At 60.0% G+C, this 18,468-nt stretch carries 20 protein-coding genes and 2 pseudogenes; 10 read left to right on the top strand and 12 right to left on the bottom strand.

All coding sequences use genetic code 11. From position 1 onward, the window contains the following. Positions 1-54: 54 nt before the first annotated feature. Together TX76_RS02880 and TX76_RS02885 are read right to left on the bottom strand one after the other, a co-directional pair. Positions 55-315, bottom strand: a complete 261-nt coding sequence (locus tag TX76_RS02880) for a hypothetical protein (protein WP_049898885.1) — start codon at positions 313-315, stop codon at positions 55-57. Beyond that, complete coding sequence (locus TX76_RS02885) at positions 293-895, bottom strand: hypothetical protein (RefSeq protein ID WP_049898887.1); 603 nt, start codon at positions 893-895, stop codon at positions 293-295. The genes TX76_RS02880 and TX76_RS02885 overlap by 23 nt, the downstream gene beginning before the upstream one ends. A 121-nt stretch (positions 896-1,016) precedes the next feature. Between TX76_RS02885 and TX76_RS02890 the strand changes: the two genes are divergently transcribed. Then, on the top strand, positions 1,017-1,307 hold the full coding sequence (locus TX76_RS02890) for an AbrB/MazE/SpoVT family DNA-binding domain-containing protein (RefSeq protein ID WP_049898890.1): 291 nt from the start codon (positions 1,017-1,019) through the stop codon (positions 1,305-1,307). Next, entirely contained in the window at positions 1,304-1,783 is a 480-nt protein-coding gene (locus TX76_RS02895; protein ID WP_049898892.1) for a type II toxin-antitoxin system VapC family toxin, read from the top strand. The genes TX76_RS02890 and TX76_RS02895 overlap by 4 nt, the downstream gene beginning before the upstream one ends. A 115-nt stretch (positions 1,784-1,898) precedes the next feature. Here TX76_RS02895 and TX76_RS18615 read toward each other — a convergent pair. Next, positions 1,899-2,196, bottom strand: a pseudogene (locus TX76_RS18615) (DUF7342 family protein); the annotation flags it as partial. A 106-nt stretch (positions 2,197-2,302) separates the two neighbouring features. Here TX76_RS18615 and TX76_RS02905 point away from each other — a divergent pair. Continuing rightward, on the top strand, positions 2,303-3,541 hold the full coding sequence (locus TX76_RS02905) for a Cdc6/Cdc18 family protein (protein WP_049898896.1): 1,239 nt from the start codon (positions 2,303-2,305) through the stop codon (positions 3,539-3,541). A gap of 71 nt (positions 3,542-3,612) precedes the next feature. Then, positions 3,613-4,017, top strand: coding sequence for a hypothetical protein (locus TX76_RS02910; protein ID WP_049898898.1), 405 nt, complete (start codon positions 3,613-3,615; stop codon positions 4,015-4,017). A 289-nt stretch (positions 4,018-4,306) separates the two neighbouring features. On the opposite strand, the gene TX76_RS18620 is transcribed toward TX76_RS02910, so the two are convergent. The 3 genes and pseudogenes from TX76_RS18620 to TX76_RS18735 all read right to left on the bottom strand — a co-directional run. Continuing rightward, a complete protein-coding gene (locus TX76_RS18620) occupies positions 4,307-4,741 on the bottom strand; it encodes a hypothetical protein (RefSeq protein WP_049898900.1) in 435 nt (144 codons plus the stop codon). Between the two features lie 8 nt (positions 4,742-4,749). Further along, positions 4,750-5,283: a DUF7342 family protein gene (locus tag TX76_RS02920; RefSeq protein ID WP_049898903.1), complete on the bottom strand. Its 534-nt coding sequence runs from the start codon at positions 5,281-5,283 to the stop codon at positions 4,750-4,752. 161 nt (positions 5,284-5,444) lie between these two features. Then, positions 5,445-5,930, bottom strand: a pseudogene (locus TX76_RS18735) (DUF7342 family protein); the annotation flags it as partial. Positions 5,931-6,268: 338 nt separating this feature from the next. On the opposite strand from TX76_RS18735, the gene TX76_RS02935 reads away from it, so the two are divergent. Together TX76_RS02935 and TX76_RS02940 are read left to right on the top strand one after the other, a co-directional pair. Beyond that, positions 6,269-6,538, top strand: a complete 270-nt coding sequence (locus tag TX76_RS02935) for a hypothetical protein (protein WP_049898909.1) — start codon at positions 6,269-6,271, stop codon at positions 6,536-6,538. 131 nt (positions 6,539-6,669) lie between these two features. Beyond that, complete coding sequence (locus TX76_RS02940) at positions 6,670-7,185, top strand: hypothetical protein (protein ID WP_154018977.1); 516 nt, start codon at positions 6,670-6,672, stop codon at positions 7,183-7,185. A 77-nt stretch (positions 7,186-7,262) separates the two neighbouring features. Here the strand turns inward: TX76_RS02940 and TX76_RS02945 are convergent, their stop codons facing one another. The 4 genes from TX76_RS02945 to TX76_RS17435 form a co-directional block, all read right to left on the bottom strand. Continuing rightward, entirely contained in the window at positions 7,263-10,085 is a 2,823-nt protein-coding gene (locus tag TX76_RS02945) for a plasmid replication protein RepH (RefSeq protein WP_079890733.1), read from the bottom strand. 75 nt (positions 10,086-10,160) lie between these two features. Further along, positions 10,161-10,547 (bottom strand): hypothetical protein, encoded by a 387-nt coding sequence (locus TX76_RS02950; RefSeq protein ID WP_049898913.1) that lies wholly within the window; start codon positions 10,545-10,547, stop codon positions 10,161-10,163. Beyond that, positions 10,544-10,711, bottom strand: coding sequence for a hypothetical protein (locus tag TX76_RS17945; protein WP_195155984.1), 168 nt, complete (start codon positions 10,709-10,711; stop codon positions 10,544-10,546). The genes TX76_RS02950 and TX76_RS17945 overlap by 4 nt, the downstream gene beginning before the upstream one ends. Beyond that, positions 10,708-11,151, bottom strand: a complete 444-nt coding sequence (locus TX76_RS17435) for an HNH endonuclease (protein WP_154018978.1) — start codon at positions 11,149-11,151, stop codon at positions 10,708-10,710. Before TX76_RS17435 ends, TX76_RS17945 begins: the two co-directional genes overlap by 4 nt. 288 nt (positions 11,152-11,439) lie before the next feature. On the opposite strand from TX76_RS17435, the gene TX76_RS16965 reads away from it, so the two are divergent. From TX76_RS16965 to TX76_RS02965, 3 genes are all read left to right on the top strand, one after another. Beyond that, a complete protein-coding gene (locus TX76_RS16965) occupies positions 11,440-11,679 on the top strand; it encodes a winged helix-turn-helix transcriptional regulator (RefSeq protein WP_228842289.1) in 240 nt (79 codons plus the stop codon). A gap of 137 nt (positions 11,680-11,816) precedes the next feature. After that, on the top strand, positions 11,817-13,079 hold the full coding sequence (locus TX76_RS02960) for a sulfatase (RefSeq protein ID WP_049898917.1): 1,263 nt from the start codon (positions 11,817-11,819) through the stop codon (positions 13,077-13,079). Between the two features lie 15 nt (positions 13,080-13,094). Next, the gene (locus tag TX76_RS02965) at positions 13,095-14,249 is read left to right on the top strand and encodes a glycosyltransferase family 4 protein (protein WP_228842290.1); all 1,155 of its coding nucleotides are present in this window, start codon (positions 13,095-13,097) and stop codon (positions 14,247-14,249) included. Here TX76_RS02965 and TX76_RS02970 read toward each other — a convergent pair. After that, positions 14,237-15,841, bottom strand: coding sequence for an alkaline phosphatase family protein (locus TX76_RS02970; RefSeq protein ID WP_079890731.1), 1,605 nt, complete (start codon positions 15,839-15,841; stop codon positions 14,237-14,239). The genes TX76_RS02965 and TX76_RS02970 overlap by 13 nt on opposite strands. A 220-nt stretch (positions 15,842-16,061) precedes the next feature. Here TX76_RS02970 and TX76_RS17440 point away from each other — a divergent pair, with 220 nt between their 5' ends. Then, positions 16,062-16,955, top strand: coding sequence for an alkaline phosphatase family protein (locus TX76_RS17440; RefSeq protein WP_154018979.1), 894 nt, complete (start codon positions 16,062-16,064; stop codon positions 16,953-16,955). 64 nt (positions 16,956-17,019) lie between these two features. Here TX76_RS17440 and TX76_RS02980 read toward each other — a convergent pair. Next, on the bottom strand, positions 17,020-18,468 hold a 1,449-nt coding region (locus TX76_RS02980), incomplete at its 5' end, for a hypothetical protein (RefSeq protein ID WP_228842291.1).

The following is an 18,468-nucleotide window of genomic DNA, read 5'->3' on the forward strand; positions in this document are numbered from 1 at the left end:
CAACTGGGTTTCGGTCGGTGTCGGCTGAACGTCCGAGTAGTGCGAACCCTGTCGTCACTCCTGCCGGTCGTTGGAGTCACGGTCTTCGATGATCGCCGCCGCAACGTCACGGACGCGCTGTTGGTGAGCTGCCGATGTACTTGCATCCTGTGCGGCGTCGAGCTGGTCGTCGACGATCGCGTTCTGCTGTGGCCCCCATATCTCGGCTGGTTCCGACTCGATGTACGCCACCCACCGCTTGATCGCCGCAATGCGTCGCTCTTGGTCGCCCTCGTGTTTCGCGTCGAGTCGGTCACGCACGCTTGAGTCGGTCATACTCACCTTCCACGTCGAGTCGCCGTACCCACTCTTCGAGCCGTGCCGTGCTAAGGCTTTCCCGAAACCCCGTATAGAAATGGACGGCATCCTCGATGTCCTTCCGTGCCCCCAAGTAGAGCTTGTAGGCGATCTGGAGTTCGAGCGGGCCGATGGGCAGTCGTTCCCCGGCGATTCGTGCCGTGATGGCGCTTTCGAGCGAGGCGCGGTCGAACTCGTCACGAACGAACTTGACCTCCAGATGGGGCGTCACCTGCTCGTTCGGGGCGACCCAGATGTTGTCGCCGTTCGAGAGCATCTCGTACAGCGAGGAAAGTGGCATTGCTGGACCCCAGAACCCCTCGTCCTGGAGTGTCTCGACAATAGCGTCCGCCGTCTCTTCGTCGATGCGCTCGACGAGAACGTCGATATCCTCGGTCGCCCGTGCACGACCCGCGAGGATCGAGACGTACCCCGCGACGAAGACGTGTCGCACGTCGTGTCGGTCGAGAAGTTTCGAACACTCGATCGCCAGCGCGTCGAGGCGGTTCGGCTCGCGCTCGACGACGAGCGTCTCGCCGCGGAGTTCGATACCACTCACGATCGTGTATTGCCTGTCGGACGGATAAGTCGTGGCGTCGCCATCACAGCGTGAGGGATGGTGCAGAACCCGCATAGAGTGATTCTTATAAAGTAATACCAATAATGTACTACCGTAGATCATGCCATCCGTCACGACGAAAGGGCAGGTAACGATTCCAAAGGCCGTGCGTGAGGCCATGGGAATCAAGCCTGGCGATGAAGTGGTCTTCGAAAAAACGGACGAGGGCTACGTCATCCAGAAGGACGCCCCGACAACCGACAAGGGAGCGGACCCCTTCCAGAAGTACCGAGGGATTGCCGACAGCGGGGCGACCATGCCCGAGCGGATGCGCCGACTGCGCGGGGAGTACCCGAGAGAGATCGCTGACGGCACACCGACGGAGACCGACGAGACAGTCGGTGGGAAATGACGACCGCCGTCGATACGAACGCGCTGCTCGCACTCGTCCACGACGACCACCACGCCGACGCGGCCGAACGAGCTCTGAGAGCTGCCTACCAGGAGGGACCGCTCGCCATCACGTCGATCGTGTACGCCGAGACTGCCGCCGACGGACAGTTCCCGACCACCGAGGCACTGACCACGTTCCTCAACGATTTGAGTATCGACGTGGCACATCCCTCGCCCGAGGCGCTGTTTCGCAGCGGCGAAGCGTTCGATACGTACATCGATCGTCACCCGAACAGGCTCCAGTGTCCCGACTGTGGCACCAAACAAGTGGTGAACTGTCCCGGGTGCGACCGCGTGCTGACTCCACGGCAGCATATCGCGACGGACTTCCTGATCGGCGGCCACGCCGTCACGGACGCAGCGGCGCTGGTGACGTTCGATGCGGGCTTCTACGGCTCGTATTTCCCCGAACTCACCGTGCGGCCAGCGGAGTAGGTATGGTTCTTCGAGAGCCAATTCCGATGCTGGCGTGGCAAGCCTCACTCTCGCCCGTTCGATTGCGCCGCGCTGGGACGCTCCCCGTCATCGAAACGGTGAGACGATCCGCCACTCAAGCCACAGGACGGTGACCAGCGGCCTCGTCAGAGTCGCTCGCCAACGCCCGTTCGAGCAGGGCGATCCGTTGGCGGGTCGTCTTCCATGCCGAGATGTCGTTCCACACCGACTCCAGCGACCGGTCGGTATCGGACGCATACGCCGAGATCGACACCCCGTCGGGCGACTCGACGGCGAACTCCCTGGGTGACCTGGGTCACGATGCCCATCCGTTCGAACCACTCTATATACTCCCGAGCGGCGTCGTGCCCGTGATCGTCCCGGTCGGCGACTTCGTCGATGGTCGCCGGAGCGGTGGCGGACGACATACTACCCGAGAGGGGATTTATGAATCCAAGTCACATACACACTCGTAGTTCCGCTGGACAGACACAACTTCCGACCGCGCCCAGAGAAACCATGAGCAACTACGACGATCTCTTCGACGACACTGCCCCCGACGACAGCGTGTTCACGAACAAGGGCGCGCTCAACCCGCTAAGCGACCCCGACGAGATCGTAGCTCGCGAACACCAAGAACGCGAGCTGGCAACCCTACTCAACGGGGTCCACGAGGGCTATCTCCCGACGACCGCCTCGATCTACGGCCCGCCGGGCACCGGTAAGACTCTCACGACTCGGCGCGTCTGTGCGGCGTTTGCCACCCGTAACGACGCGGTGGCCGTCGAGTACGTCAACTTGAAGGAATGTCGCTCGCTGTTTAGCGTCGCCAACGAGATCCACTTCGAGTTGATCGGCGAGAAAAAAGGTGCCTACGAGGGTCTCGATGGGGTGTTCGAGGGGATCTGGGAAGCGCTTGCGGAGTACCCCGAATGGACGGTACTGCTCCTCGACGAGATTGACCACATCCGGCAGGATTCGAACTACGATCCCAACGAGTTCTTCTATCGGCTGTTGCGCGGTGAGGGCAAGCTCAAACGGGGGATCCACCTTTCGGCGTGGCTACTGAGCAACAAACTGCTGGAAGTCGACCTCCGTCTCGACTCACGCGTCGAAAGCGCAATGAGTGGCGAGAAAGTGTTCTTCCCGCCTTACGATCCACCGACCTTGAAGCGGATACTCGACCCACAACTTGAACAAGCGTTTCGCGAAGACGCCCTCTCCAGTGAGGTAGCTGCGCACGGAATTAGAAGCGCCGCCAATCGGTGGGGTGACGCCCGAAAGGCTCTGACGCTGTTCCGACAAGCTGGAGAGACAGCCAACGACTCTGGACGCCAGCGGATTACCGCGGACGACATCGACACGAACCTGGCGGCTGCCGAGCGATCGACGATGACTGAGAAACTACTGGCGCTCCCGCTTCAGCATATGCTCGTGTTGAGCATGGTGACCGGTGGTACCGACAGACGGACCGGCGAAGTCGTCCAACCGGTGTCGATCGGCGACATCCAGCGGCGGTATGAGAACCAACCGGAGCAAATCCAGGTCGGCTCACGCGCGATCCGCAAAACCGTAACCGATCTCGAAACGATGGGTCTGCTCGAGACGTGGATCGATTCCCGTGGTCGGGACGGGCGGGTCAAACAGGTCCAAACGACGTTCGACCCCGAGTGGGTCAACGATGCGGTCGGCGACTACGTCGAACGCAACCGCGAACACCTTCCCGACATCGAACCCGATAGGAAGGAACAGCGGTAGAAAAGCCTCCGAAAGTTCTGGACTGTGCGCGGGTGCGAACGTTTTACAGCGTGTCCGACCGCTGATCACACATGTGCTCGGAAACCCGTGACCGACGCAAGAGCACCTGGCAACTCCTCCAGATGGAGGGCGTCTCCGAGGAGGAAACGGTCGCAACGGTTGCCGAAGAGCATGGAGTGAACGAGTCGACGGTCAGTGAGGACATCCGCAACATGGAGGAGTGGCTGCCCAAAATCAGTCGTTCGGCCCGGGAGGCCGAACTCTCCCTTCTCTACGAACTGGAGGAGAACCGACAGCGACTGTACGAAATGGCGGACGAGGCTCGGGATGAGGAGGACCTGAGTATGGAACTGAAGATCCGGCGCTCCATCGTCAATACGATCAAGCTTGGTGGTCAACTCAACGAGGACATCGATCGCAACCCGGACGAACCGACTGATCTCCTCGATGAGATGATAGAAGGGCCATACGAATGACACGGTCAAAGACGATATCTGCACCGCTGCTCCCGTGACCTCTTGCCCGGAGCCACACCTCCGCGGAACGATGAGTGACGGCGAGGGATCGATCACGATTACCGGGTTGGACCGATCGGACTCAGCGAACTGGAGCGGGACGCCTGCGCGTGGCGATCGATCGGTGGTGAGTGAGCAGAGCGCGCCGAGAATTTGAGGAGAAACGTGAAATACGATCCCCTTCGATCGACCAGTTTGTCACGTGTTGAGCGGAGGCGGGCTTTCTATGGCTCGTCGAAATTCCCGATCACTATCCGTTCCACAATTCGGCAATTCGCGCTTCGATCTCGTCGAGAACGACCTGCAGGACGTCACGATAATCGGTCGGCCACGAGGCATCGTTGCCCGGTGTCGGGGCAGCGGGCGGGGGGTGGAAGTGGTCCCGCGTATTGTGGGGATTCGGGTGTCGGTCCCACCGGCAGTCCCAGGTACGCTCCAGATGCACCTCCCGGTAGTGGATCTTGAAATCGGCGTTCGTGTACCAGCGAACGACCAGACTCGCCTCGGCGACGGATTCGGGATAGTACGATGGTGCGAGAGTAACACGAAGTTCGAGGTGGCCGTCCGTGTCCGTAATGATCGTCCGTGCAACCTGGCTCGTGGCCTGAAGCCGCAACTGAAGGAACTCAAGTACCGGGTAATCGATGGGGGAGGGGCTTCCTCCGTCCCCTGCAGGCGGCACCATCGGCGAGGCTATCCGGACACCTGTTCGGTTCCGGCGCTTGCACGTTGCTGGCGGGCGCGTTCGTACCGCTTGCACTCGTCTCGGGCGCTCGCCCAGTCGCCGAGATCACCGTACACGTCATCGATGGTCCGTTCGTCGCTCGTCTCTGCAGCCGCGACAGCGTTGACGGCCGCCGGTGTCTCGCCGTCATACCTGGCCTCGTACTCGTTAATACGCGCGGTCAGCTCTTGGACACGCTGCTGGAGCTCCTCGACGGAGCGCTCGGTCGCAAGCTGGTTGATGCGCCGCCACTCGAAGTAAGCGTCGTTGCGCTCGTACGTGACTGGGTGACCGTCGTGGCGCGTGACGATGCCGAGGGTAGCGAACCAGCGCAGGTATTTCCGGGCGGTTTTCGGGTCACAATCGGCCTGCTTGGCGATCGTACTCGCGACTGTCGGTTCGCGAGTACGGAGGATCGTCCCGTAGATGCGCTGTTCGACGTCATCACCGCGAAACGCATTCTCGAACGATGGAGGGCCATCGGTGGACTCCGTGTTGGACATACTCGACGTTGTGTGGCTGCGGATATAATTCTTACTTCGGGGAATTGTCTCTGCCTTTCGGTCTGGAGGCGTTTGTCGTTGTGATCACGGTTGTACGTGACGTAGTTCTCGGTCGCCTCCTCGACGAGGCCGAGGCGGTATGCTATGAGTTCCCAGTCGCTTGCCGTCTCACGGATCGCTTTCGTTCGTTCGGTTCGTGAGGTCGCTGCGGCCCGTTCGCGGAGTGCATCCGGCGTGTCAACGTCGTACTCGTCGCTCCACGTTTCGATTCGTTCCTGAAGACCCGTTTTCAGTTCGATGAGGCCGTCGTGATCGTACTCCTCGAGGAGTTCACGGAACGTCTGTACCCGTTGGTAGAGCGGATCGGGCGTGTACAGCGCCGTCCCCTCGCGGTCGGTTTTCAGCAGGACGTGCATATCGACGAGGCGTTCGAGATGATTACGGGCGGTGTTCTCCGCGACAAGCGCTTCATCCGCGATGGTGGCGGCGGACTGGGGTTGGGAGACCGTTTCGGCCACTGACCGCACCCTATCGAACGCACTCGTGTGTTCTTTCCATGTCTCGACACCGGATGCGTCGTTCATACAGCCTTTTTGCCGGCAGGTCAATGAATTTGTCTCTGGATAGAATAACCGGTTTTCTCTCATGCGGGATTGTCACCAGCCTCACCGAACGCAGCGTCGCTGGAATCGCCAGCACGGTGATTCGTCGCGAGGCGACCGGTCTTCGGGGCACTGGCGTCGCGTTCGGCCGACTGGTTTCGGCTCCGAGCGGCCACGTCGAGGACTCGATTCGGTCTTCGGAGTCGATACGACTGCCAGCGCCGGCGACGTCGCTTCACTTTCACCGTGGAGAGCGAACCTTTTCTCATCTCCACTCGAAACGGTGCAGCTGTGATCGATTCGACAGCTGCCATGGCTGCTCGACGGGGCAAGCGGATGTGTTTTAGCACACGATCGACGATTCATCCGGCGGGGTTCGATCGATGAGCACGGACCCACTCGAACGGGCGGACTCGCCGTCCGAGCGGGAGGCGATTCTCGGGATTTTGGCCGATCAGATCCGCGAGATCGACGATCGCCTCGACGACGAAGTCGACCCCAACGATCTCGAAGCCCAGCGGATGCAGGTGAAATGGACCCGGACGCTCGGCTATCTCGCCGGGCAGTATCGCAAGCTCATGAAAGACACCGACATCGACGAGCTCGAAGAGGACGTCGAGTTGCTCGAGACGGTGGCCGGACTGGACGAGTGATGACGAAACAAAGCGTCGAAAACGATATCGAGGAGTTGAGCGAGGAAGTCCTTGGGGAGCTCTCGCACGACGAGCGATTGGCGGTGCTCCTCTAGGCGGGGGCGAAGGGCAAGGAGGGCTGGCGGGAGCGATTGGCCGAGACGGCCCCACGGGCCACCTACAAGCAGATGGAGGTGGGCCTGACGCGTCGCGTGACGGTCGCGTATACGATAGGACAGATAGCGACCGTCCATCTCCAGGGGAGTGCGCTACGGTATCTGTGGATCTCGTCGATGTTTGCGTATTCCGCACAGGTAACAGCAGTCGACGAGGAGCTGCCATCCCATCCGCTGGTTTCGATAGAGGGGGTCAATCCGACCGAGTTCCTCGTGGAGTTGTACGTTTGTACCGAAGCGTACCGGCGGTTTGCCGACGAGGAGCTGGGCGTCCCCCTCGAGACGTGGCTGTCGGGGGTGCCGGAGGGCACGTCCGTCGTTGATACCACGACCGCCATCCTCGACGCGGAGGCCGATCGACTGCAGCGGCTACAGGACGACTCGGAGCCGCTTCTCGAAGTGGCCGAGGAGCTGCCGGATGATTTCGACGCCGCGATCGACGAGCGTTATACGATCTTTTCGGCGTTATACGACGACGTCCTTAGTACGTAACGGGGCGCTCGAAGCATCGGTTTTCGCGTCCGGTGGTCCGTCCGCGGTGTATCGCCGGCGGGTGTGCGCTGGCTGTCTCAGGTCGCCACCGCGTCCGGTGGCGCTCCGATCTCGACGGCGGAGATGGGATCGACTGAGTGGGCTCCGGTCCGATCGTCGGCGTGTGCAGCGTTCCCGAGAGTGACGGTGGTGTCGCCATCGCTATCGTGGTGTGCTGGGACGGGCTTGTGGGACCGACTCGCTGCCGCTGTGTCACCTTCCGCTTTGCTTTTGACTGGACCAGCACGTAGGCCGTCGGGATCGAGATCGGACACGGTCTCGTGGCGGCACTCCCTCCCGACGGAGTGAACGAACGAGTACCCGTCGGTATCGACTGTTCTCGAGCGCTCGATATGGGCTCGGGGTGACCGTGGGATGAACCAGGCCGTCCATTTCCTGTGGCCGCCGTTGCCGGTGGGTTCGACCACCCCGAGTGTGGCCAATTCGCCGATGTTGCGGTCGTATGAGGCTGTGGCAATGCCTGCACGGTCGACGATCGCCGACCGGCCGAGCGGCTCGTCGGCGACGAGCAGCGTCTTGAGGACTTTCTGCATCGTCGGTGGGAGCGTGGGCACGAGTCGTTCGGCGGGCAGCTGTGTGAGCGCGTACGCGACGTCTGTGGGCGATAGTGTCGCTGCCGGTGTGCGAGCACGCGCCATCGCGAGCAATGCTTCGGCGAGCGCATACGGCGAGCAACGGCCCGGTTCCGTCCCGAGTGTCGCCGTGGCCAGTCGGACGATGGTGCGTCGGTCAGCAGGTTCGAGCGCGAATCCTTTCTGCGCTGCCTGTCGGTCGAGTACCTGTCGAAGGGCGGCGTAGCTGTTGCCCTCGACGACCGGAATCTCGAAGCCGACACCGCGTTTGGTACCCTCTTGGATGGCCTCGCGAACGTCGCTCGCTTTCGTGGCGATGGCCGACTCGATATCGTTCCGGAACGTGGTCGTGGACGGCCCCGAAATCACCCACGAGGCGGTGAGCTCCGCGCTTGGGTCGTCATCGAACGCGTAGCCAAGGCGGTGTTTGAGCTTGTCGACGCGCTGTTCGTACAGCAGTCGATAAACCGAATGGACGCCGTAGGCGGCGTTTTTCGGCACGGTGTGTTTGAAGAAGTCACAAAAGTCGCGATAGCGCTGTGTACCCGCCTGTAGCTGGGCGGTGTCGGGGACGCGGAGATGGATCGTGAGATCGATGTCGCTGGCGTGGTAGAGCTGGGTTGCCGACGCGAGCAGGCCGTGGGTGTCCCGACAGAGGTCGCTCCAGGCGTCGGTGTCGTCGCGATCGAGGTCGCTCAGTCGTGCGAGGAGTTGACGACGGACCGCGCTGTAGCGTTCGCGCAGACCCTTGTAGTCGTGTTCGTCCGCACCGAACCAGCCGACCTGTGCGCCGAGCCGGAGGATGTCCTCGATGGAGCTGTCGAGTGTGCCCTCGTACAGCGCATCAAGGTCCTCGCCGACGGTGGCTGGCGTGAGTACCGTCTCGAACATGGCTTCGCTGAGTAAGGCGTTCGTGATCCGTACCAACGTGGGGAGTGCGCCACCCCACTGGACGACGACCTGGGCATGCTCGTCGACACAGCTGACGTAGCTCACCTCGCCGTCCTCGAACGGTTGGGTCGGCTCGTCGACGACCGTGACGCCCTTACAGCGTTGCCCGGCACGAAGTCGTTCGTGCATTGCCCGCGCGTCGAGGCGACCATCGGGCCCATCGAGCCACTGGACGTAGCCGTGTTCGTCGGCCGTACCAGTGTCCGCGAGCCATTCCTCGGCGGTGGGCGCACTCTTGGGGACCGTCGGCGGGGAATGGTGCGTTGACGACTCGGTGTCGTCGGTGTGGTCCGCGTCGGTGCCGTCGTTGGTGGCGGGGGTGATCCCCTTGTCACGGTCGCCACGACACACTACACTTGTTGGATCGTGATAGGTGCCAGTACGATCGCTCGCAAAGTGCGATTGGTCGGGATGGTGGGCCCGGCCGTCCGGGCCGAGCAGTGCTTTGGCGGCCGCGCCGGTCTCGGTGAGCGTGACGGTGTTGGACGTCGGCCGGCTGTCGGTCGCCACGAGGCCGTGCTCGTCGGCGAGTTCGCGGATGTACCGGTCGATGGTGCCCGGCGCGAGATCGATCCCGGGATCGGCTTTGAGAGCGCAGACCTCGCGCTTGTTGTCGGGCGAGAGCGCTTCGAGAACGGTGCGTCGACCACCGTCGGGATTGAACTGGGCGATGGTCGTCCACGCTTCGCGGCGGGTTCGCTTGCTCGTCTCCCCGGGCACTGTCTGCCCCCACCCATCCCGCGGCTCGGTAAGACAGTACTCGTCGTACCACTCCGGATGGTGTCGATCGAGGTGGTGTCTGAGCCGGGGTGAACAGACGAGGGGGAGCTCACAGATTTCACCGAACAGCGCGATGGTATCGAGTGCGCGGGCGGCGGTGCGCTCGTCGCCGACGCTCGTCCACGCCGGCCCGTCGAGGACGAGGCCGACCGTAGGTTGGGTCGTAGCTTGTTCCAGGAGGGGGACGATCGTCTCGTCGAGTATCTCCAGGCCGGAGTTCAGCGCATCCCGGCCGGTGCCGACGGTGGTGAGCTCCGCTGTGAGTTCGTCGTATTGGGCTCGCTCCCGCTCGTCGAGCGCGTCGGGATCGACGCCTGCGTACTGGAGTGCATACCGGGTGATCGCTTCGGGGTAGGTACTGCTCCACGTACCGATGTCGTACCGTTGGTGGAGCACCTCCCGAGCGAACAATCGTGGCCGGTTGTCACTGAGGATCTGTGGGTCGTGTTCGTGGGCGAGCTCACGAACCGTGCGGGCGGCCGTCGGGAGGAGTATCTCTTGGAGGTCCGGCAGCCACTCGCTCGCGCGTGGCCCCACGGAGCGGACGGTGGGCGCTGTCGAGGGGCGATGGCTGGCGCTCCTGCCGGGTGTGACGAGCGAGACGCCCACTAGTTAGTGGGTGCCGTCGTCTGGACCGGCGTAATCGAGCACGGCCTCGTGGCCGTCCGCGGCATCGAAGACGAGTCGATGGTCCTGGGCCGCGGCGTCACCGCGGATCGTCAGTCGACCGGCGACGACGAGCTCGCACGCGCCGGCAGTGGGCGTCGTGATCGTGCCGTGGTCGGGGAGACACTGCCGGCAGTAGGTCGCAGCCGCGGTCCAGCGGGCCTCGTCCGAGAGGCGATGCGCTCGGAGCGCGACGTCGCTGGCCTCGCCGATCGAACGGTGACACGACGAACACTGTGCGAGCGGCCCGACACCGACCTCGATTCCCGAGAGTGCCTGTTGTGGGGTAGTCGAGATGGTGGTGACAGTGTGTTCGGCTTCGTGGGCTGTCATCGCAGACACCCCGACAGCGTCGTTCCCGTCGTGTCGTCGTGGACGAGCGTGCCGGTGCGCCCACAGCACTGGCACTCGTAGGCCTCGAACGCACCGCCGTCGCCGTAGGGCTGGCTCGTGATGATGAGATCGAGGGCACCGCATTGACACCGAAGGCCAGTCATCTGAATCGTCCCTGTGAATCGCGCGCTCTCGAACGAGCATGGAGCGATTTGTGCTGTGCCTCGTCCATGACGTCGAGATTCCACTCGACATTGAGCCACGGAATCGGCCGCTTGTGGTGGACATGCTTGTCCGCGACCGTTTCGAAGCCGAACCATGCGACAGCTGCGAGCCGGTGGACGCTCACGGTGTACTGATTGTCGCCTACTCGCACGCCCCACGCTTCGTAGCCATTGCTGCGGGTGCGGTAGTGTGTCGGGCGTCGTTTCTGGTAATCGCCGGCGACAGCTCGGCTATCACGTCGCGGGATATCGAGCCGTATCATGTTCTTCCGCACTGGGTGGTACGTGCAGCCGAGTTCGTCGGCGACTTGGCTCAGTGACAAGCCACGCTCCCAGTATAGCTCGCGGAGTAGCTCTTCGTCTTCCCACGGTTTCGTCATTACTGATCCCTCCCGACGAGTACTGGTTGGAGCGTCCACTCGTCGTCTGGAGTCGTATCGATGCGTCGGTCACTGCCGCTAGATTCAAGAGCGGCTGGTTCCCATCGTGACATGCTTCCTCTCTCGGAAGCGCGGGGTCAGCGTCCTAGCGCTGGTCCCGGTAATTTCTCCGGGCGGTCCCGCGCTCCACATGGGGTGAATACATCCCGAAACAATAAACCTATTGGTTGTAGGCTAACGCCATTAATCCGTAGGTTTTTATCACCGCTGACCAATAACCACTTGGCCATGAGCGTAGCAACAGAGCGCATGGACGCCGAAGATCTTCGAGAGGTCGATTGGCGGATTATTGATGTTCTTCGCAATGGCCGAAATAATGCACCAAATATTGCAGAGGAATTGGATTATTCACGTCAGTATATTCGTGAGCGATTGAGCCAGCTCAAACAAGCAGATATTATTGTCTCTATCGGGAGCGGTATCTATGAACTCGTGCCCGAAGAGATTCCAGATAGAGAACAACCATAGTAATACGCGTAGTCGCCACCGAAGCATCGAGACAGCGCTAGTACTTGCCCATTTTGCCTTGCTTCAGTGTGCGTCAGCCTTGCACGCTTCGTCCGTGAAACAAAGACACTAAGACGCCCTCCGGAGTTCGTTTGGCAATGAGTGAGTGGGAGCACGTGGTGGTGCTGTCGGTCGACGCGCTGCGTGCGGATCATCTCTCCTGTTATGGCTACCACCGAGAGACCTCGCCCGCCCTCAACGATCTCGCGGCGGAGTCGATCCGGTTCACCGACGCATACAGCGCGAGTTCGCACACGCGGGAGGCGGTGCCGGCGCTGCTCACCGGGGCGTATCCGGATAGCGCCGTCGACGAGGACTATCGGCTCGCAAGCGAGACGGTCGCCACGACGCTCTCGGAGCGGGGGTTTGCGACCGGCGGCTTCCACTCGAACCCGTTCGTCTCTCGGGCGTACGGCTTCGACCGCGGGTTCGACACGTTCGACGACGACCTCCACCTCGGCCAGCACCGGTTCGTGGCGCTCGCCCAGCGGGCGCTCGACAAACTGCGCAATCGCCACTACGCCCGCGCCGCGGAGATCAACGGACGGTCGCTCGACTGGATCGACTCGCTTGCGGAGGGCCAGCCGTTCTTCCTCTGGAACCACTACATGGACACCCACGGCCCGTACGAGCCACCCGCCGAGTACGCCCGGACGTATCTCGATCAGCCGGTGTCCGACGAGGATGCACAGTCGCTCTACCAGCGGGCGATCGCGGACCCGGACTCGATCACCGACGAGGAACGCGAGCAGCTAATCGATCTCTACGACGCCGAGATCCGGTACAACGACGCGGGGATCGGGGCGTTTCTCGATGCGCTCCGCGAGCGCGACCTGCTAGAGCGCTCGCTGTTGGTCGTGACAGCGGATCACGGCGATGCCTTCGGCGAACATGGCTACTACGAGCATCCACGCTACCTCCACGAGGAGCTGACGCACGTGCCGCTGCTGGTGCGACCGCCTGGTGGGGCCAGCGAGGTGGTGTCGACACCGGTGAGCACGCTCGACGTCGTGGCGACGATCGAGGACGAACTGGGTGTAGAGATCCCCTCGGAGCGAGTGTTGTTGCTCGATCCGCCAGCCGGGGAGCGAGCGGTGTTCCAGCAGGCGCGTGGGGAGGACGACGAGAGCCAGGTGCGGCGGTACGCGGTCCAGTCGGGGGCGGGGAGTTGCTTCTGCGAACGGGACCGACGGAGCGATGCGGTCGAGTTTGGCGGGGCGACCGATCGTTCGCTGCGAGGTGTGCTCGATTCACACGTCGAGCGGCGTGTTCGTGTCGAAAACGGGGAACCGAGCGAAGCGAGTGGCACGGCCGACGGCGAGATCGAACGGCGGTTGAGTGCGTTGGGGTACAAGGAGTAGCCGATGCGGATCGCCATGCTTCAAGACGACTGGTGGCCACGAATTGGTGGAGGGCCAGTTCACGTTCGGGAGCTCTCTATCACACTCGCGGAGGAGTTCGACCACTCTATCGACATCTACACTCGGGCGTTAGTCAAGGATGGTACTTCCCATACTGAGATACAAACATTTGCAGATGGTGCTGTTCGATTGCATCGTCTCAAACCTTCGACGGAATATTGGAACGCTGGAGGACGCGTTGCATCGATGGGATCGCCGATTCCTCACCTTCTCTCGGAAGATTTCGATATCGTTCATGGACACACGTTTCTCCCGGCGGTTCCGACGAGGGCCGCGGGCGCACTCACAGATGCCGCGACCGTCTTTACCGTTCACGGGACTGCTCTCACCTCCAGGACTGGTCGTGATGAATCGGCACTCGCTCCAATCAAACGGCGGATCGAGCGACAGTTCGTGCTCGGATTCGATTACGATCACGTCATCTCCGTCAACACCGAGCACATCGGTCTGTTAGATGAACACCACACGGACGTGTCGTGCGTCCCGAACGGCGTCGATATCGACCGGTTCGATGTCGAGACCGAGCAACGCGACGAAATCCTCTTCCTCGGTCGTCTTGCACCGAAAAAGCGCGTCAGTGATCTCATCGAAGCATACGAACGAGTGAGCGACGAATTTCCGGAAACCGACCTCGTAATCGTCGGCTCCGGACCGAAGCGAAGCGAATTGGATGACCTCGTTGGAACGCTCGGGATTAGTGATCGCGTTCACTTCGAAGGACGTGTCTCGGATGAGGCAATACCTCGCTACTATCGCCGGGCACGATTGTTCGTCCTGCCATCCGTTTGGGAAGGGCATCCGTTGACGCTTTTGGAGGCGTGGGCGGCTGAGACGCCGGTGGTGGCAAGCGATGTCGAGGGGATTGCCGAGTTCGTCGTGCACGAGGAAACGGGCTATCTCGTCCCGTCGGAGGCTCCGAACGAACTCGCAGACGGCCTTCGCCATGCCCTATCGAACCGTACCACTGCTGAGCGATGGGCGACAAACGCACACGAACTCGTCGAGAGCGACTATTCTTGGGAAGGAGTCGCCGAACGAACGAACCAGATCTACCAACGCGTCGTGTCGAGTTCGCCAAACGATTCAACGGTGAGCCCTCACTCCATGTAACCGAGGTCCGCGAGCCGATCTTCGACGCTGGAGGAGTCTCCATTGGATCGTCCGTCGACGTACTCGTGGCCGATCCCGTCCCAGTTCTCGCGCTCGATTTGCTCCTCTGTATCGAGAAGGACCTCACCATCGGTGTTCGTATCCACGGGTATGCCGAGCGCCGCTGCGACGGTCGGCGCGACATCGTAGATCTCTGCCTGCTCGTCGATATCGAGTGGTCGGTTCGAGAGAAGAATCCCCTCCGGTTTGTGATTCTTATGGGGATAGCGTCGGAACTCGTCGAGAATCGATCCGCTGACGTCGTACCGGTAGTCGCGTGGGAACAGAGCAATGTCCGGTGCATCTTCCAGATGCTCACCTTCGTACACCTCCTCCCGAGGGCGTACTGCATCAAAGACCAACTCCCCGTCCGGATCGCGGACGCGTTCGAGTTTCTCGATGAGTCCCGATCGCACCTCTTCGTAGTCTCCCTCTGGTATCGTCCCCGCGGGGTCACGGCCCTCGACGTTCAGGTGGATGCCAAGACTGTTGAAGTAGAGCTGGAACGCTGCCGAGTTCGGGTAATCGACGACTTGGTTCTGGGCGGCAACGAGAGCATCTTCCGGAAGAAGGCGCTCAACGACATCCGCAAGTCCGACTCTAGAAAGACCGCGATGGATTCGTTGTGGTGAGAGTCCTGCTGCCGAGGTTGCGGAGGCCGCAGTCTCGACAGCTGTTTCGAGGACGGTACTGCCTGTCGAGTCTCCGTCCTTCCCTTTCAGATCGTCTTTTGCTTGGCGGAAATACTGGGTATTTCCTGTTGTTGTTTCACAGTACCCGTTTTCCGCCAACCACGAGTTCGCGTAGAACGTCCAGTCGTAATCGCCCATACCGTGATCGGAGGCGATCAGAACGGTGGGATCCTCACCACCCAGATCGATAATGTCGCCGACGAACTCGTCGATTTTTTCTAGGACGCGTCGAATTTCGTTGCGGTCATCGAGGTCGTGAAACACGGAGTCAGTGACTTGGAACTGGACGGCCAGCAGGTCCCAGTCGTAGCGCCCGTCGAGAAAGCGAGCCATGTCCCGACGACAGCGAGCCACGTCGACGTACTCCGCTACTGCGCCGTCGTCCGTCCCGTACTCGGGGTAGATTCGATACTCGCCGTATTCGTTCTCGTACTCGTCTCGCAAGTGCTCGGGGTAGAAGAGAGCGTCCTCACGAGCGAGATAGCCAGGTATCACCGCACCGTTGTCGAGCCGTGAGGTTGGGTGGGTTACTGGATAGTTGACCACGAGTGACGTGCGATCGTGAGCGTCCGCCGCTTCGAACAGATACGGAGCATCGATGTCGGGGCGCTCAATGAGGCGCTTGTCGTAGCCATCTCGGGTGAAGAAATCGAACACGCCGTGCTTGCCAGGGTTACGCCCGCTGAGAAGCGACGGCCAGGCGCAGGGCGTCCACGGCGGGTGGGTGCTGGCGAGGTCTCTCGTACTTCCCGTGTTCTTGATCCGACTCATGTTCGACAGGGTTCCATCACTAACCCAGGAATCGATCTCCGACCAATCGAGACCGTCTAAACCAATAAGAAGGATCTCTTCCGACTCCATTTCGACTCTTGTTATTCCGAGTGCGTGATAGGCACTTCGACTACCTCCTATTCCGTGCTGTGGTTCCATTCACAGACGAGATCGAGATATTCTTTTATGCAACCGACGAGTTGTACGGTCATCTATGCCCAGTAGGCTACCTACAAAGGATCGTATTCTCGACTGGTTTCACCGTTCAAACCTCCCACGGAACGTATTCGCAGGCTACTTCGTTCCTTGGATGGCACTCACGTCGCACAGACCGATTGGGCGGAACATCTATGACTACGACTGGGATCTCATTGTTGTTCTGGATGCCTGTCGGGTCGATGCTCTCCGTGAAGTCGCGGGCGAGTATTCTTTCCTCGGTTCTGTTGACCGTGCTCCCTCTCTGGGTTCGTCGTCCAAAGAGTGGCTCGTCAATACGTTCCAAGACGAATACCGTGACGAAATCAGTGATACGGTTTATTTGACTGGAAACGGCTGGGTCGATGAAGCCTTGACACCCTCTGTGGATTTCGCTTCTTGGACAGTTCTCAACGGCTCTGTCGTAGAGTCGAGCGACTTGGTTCATCGACTAATCGAGCGTCCAATCGTACCGCAAGATGATTTCGATGAAGTATGGATGCAGCCGATTCGCAACGTCGGTGGTATAGAGGCGTTCCCGGCTGCTGATCTCACTGAGTATGCAGTTCAATATGGGCGGGTCCACGACCCGGAACGAATGATCGTTCACTACATGCAACCACATGAACCCTATCTTCACCGTGCTGCCAACGGAGAGGAACCTACAGAGATCGACAAACGACCGTTCGAGCTTCTCCGGCGTGGCCACGAGAAAGAACCCGTCTGGAATGCCTATCTGGACAATCTACGGTACGTTCTTGACCACGCTGAAATATTGCTTGAGAACTACGAGGCAGATGACGTGATTATCACCGCGGACCACGGTGAGATGTTCGGTGAACATCTGCTATACGGACACGCTGAGGGACTCCCGCATCCAAAGCTCAGAACCGTTCCCTGGGTAACTACCTCCGGATCGGACACTGGTACACTCGATCCGGACGTTGATCTCGATGCAGAATCCAAGGCCGTTGTTGATGATCGTCTCTCTGCGTTGGGATACATGTGAAATAGATTTACTCAAACAGATGTACTGACATCTGTCGTCGAGTTTGTGATTTGGGGTGTTTCAGCTACGATGAACAAGCAAAGAGCTGGGCGTCTCCAACATCAAGAATGACCTCATTCTCCGGAAGAGGTTGAATGTCAAAGACCTGTTTGTAGTAATCTCGAACATAGAACGTATTCTGACATTTCGTCTTCCAACCCGGGCGCATGACATCAACACCATTGATTCCGGGTGTATTCCCAGTAATGCCATGCTGATAGGCAAGAGAGGACTTCACGTACTTGCTTGCAGTCATCTCACGAGTTGCTTCTGATGAAATCTCTGCCCCGCTGATTTCGCTCTGGGAGAGATAAAGTCGAGACAAGTCGGGCCGAGGTTCGGTGATTGCATCACCGGGCGAGTAGCCCGGTCCAGCCGCTGATATTAGAATGAACGATGGGAGAGAAATCATAAGAACGACCACCACAACAATCCCAGTCCGGCCCCGAATCCCCGCTCTCGACATCACATATCCGACAATGGGTGCCACGAAAATTGAGGTGAGTGGGACGAGTCGAATTATCCTAGTGTTAAGTCCTATAAATAGGATAGTGCCTAGAGCGACAAATAGGAATGAGGCAGCGACGAAATAATCGATTGGGAAATCGAAATCACTCTCGATGATACTGCGGACGAAGGACAGACCGAGTGCCACAAGGAAGGCACCTCCAAAAAGGAGGCCGATAGCGGCGTGCAATAGCGGATCGTGGAGAGAAATCTCAGATACTGTATTAGCTGACGTTGTTTGAGAGAGCGAACCACCTCCGGCAAAGAGTCGGAGAATACGCGCGACCTGAAGATCAAAGTAGTTGATAGCCATCCAGTACGTGATAAGGGCAATTCCAACGACCACCACGAGATTAATCGAAGTGCGGCGGCGCACTACCGGCAGATCTACGACTGACGCTAATGAATTCACAGATAGTAGAACCCCTCCAAAAGCCACGATGACAAGCCCTGGCGCGTTGTGGGTGATGAGTAGAACCATAGCAGCAAAAATACCGATGAACATTAGCTTGCCGTTGTCCACGACGAAGATCAAGAGCGCCATCGGAACGAACAGCAACATAAGGCTCTGGGCAATCAATTCTGTAGAATAATTGATGTGGAATGGTGCTACTGTGAGGTAGAGCGCAGTGAGCAATATAGCGCGAACGAGTATATCTTTGCGAAGAGAGACACATCGTGGGATAAGCACTGCGACAACAACTATTCCACCAACTGTCCCGAGTCCAATTGCCAAAAAGAATGCAACGCGCGCTGAAACCCCTGTAATCTCTGCAACAGTAGCCGAAACGATGTGTGCAATAGGATAAAAACGGTAATAGCCGAAATTCACTGTTTCGGGAATGAGGTCGCCAGTTTCCATAATGTAGCGAGTAAATGCAAGATGATATCTGACGTCGCGTCCGAGGATTGGTGCAGCATACCAGTAGATTGCTCGGATCGTCGTAGCGAAGAGCACAATCGGGAC

The organism is Halococcus agarilyticus (genome assembly GCF_000334895.1).
GTDB lineage: Archaea > Halobacteriota > Halobacteria > Halobacteriales > Halococcaceae > Halococcus > Halococcus agarilyticus.